This window comes from Streptomyces sp. WAC05292 (assembly GCF_003949955.1).
Taxonomy (GTDB): domain Bacteria; phylum Actinomycetota; class Actinomycetes; order Streptomycetales; family Streptomycetaceae; genus Streptomyces; species Streptomyces globosus.
The window spans coordinates 1-888 of the sequence record NZ_RPSE01000800.1; the positions used below are offsets into that span (position 1 = coordinate 1).

The 888-nt window shown below is 73.1% G+C and carries 1 protein-coding gene; it reads left to right on the forward strand.

Annotated features, from left to right (window positions below; all coding sequences use genetic code 11):
* Positions 1-270: 270 nt before the first annotated feature.
* Positions 271-816, forward strand: coding sequence for a hypothetical protein (locus tag EF903_RS33125; RefSeq protein ID WP_125548584.1), 546 nt, complete (start codon positions 271-273; stop codon positions 814-816).
* The last annotated feature ends 72 nt before the right edge of the window (positions 817-888 follow it).

The window sequence follows — 888 nt, forward strand, 5'->3', positions numbered from 1 at the left end:
CCCCCCGGGCGCCCCTCAGCACCCGCTGAGCGCCCCCGCCCGGCGTCGTGCCGCCCCGCGCGGCCGCGGCCGACGGCCCGCCTTGCGCCCGCCGCCGCGGGCGGCACGGCACGACGCAAGCGCGGAAGACCTCTCGCAAAGCCGCTGTTTCTGCCACGATGCCGATTGGGCGGGGCACGAAACGGCGAGCAGCACGGCCGTTCCAACCCTCCCCACCTCCGGCCGGGGGGACCTCCAACCGGCACGCCTATGACCAGTGGGAGAGTCACGGTGTACTTCGCCGCACTGCTCGCGCGCACCGAAGACGGGTGGGAAGCGAGCGACATGGAACTCGACGACGTCGAGTCCCTCAGCGATCTGATCGATCTCGCCCGTTCCGCCGCTGTCGACGACGACACGGTGGTCGCCCTCATCGAGCAGGAGGACGCCTGGTTCGGCGTCGTCCGCGTGGACGGCGAGGAGGACCCGCGGTACTTCGTCTCGAACGCCGCCGCGGCCTCCCGCAGCTCCTACGGCTCGATGCTGACCGACGAGCTGCTGGGCAGCGACGAGGAGGACGACGAACTCGACGAACTGGACCTGGACGGCACCGAGGACGGCGAGGAGGAGTCGATCACCGCGTACGGCGGGTCGGACGACGGGGACGACGGCCCCGGCTCCGGCGCGGAGCCGGTTCCGGCCGGCCCGCTCGGCGACCCCCGCCTGCTGGACGACCTCGGGGTGACCCACAAGCAGCTCATGACCCTCGACGGGGACGCCCTCTCGGAGATCGCCGAGTCCCTCGGCGCGACCGAGGTCCTGGAGGCAGTCCGCTAGTGATCACCGAGCACCACCCCCCGCAGCCCCCCGCGCCAGGCGCATGGGGTCCCGCCACGGGTCCCGTACGGG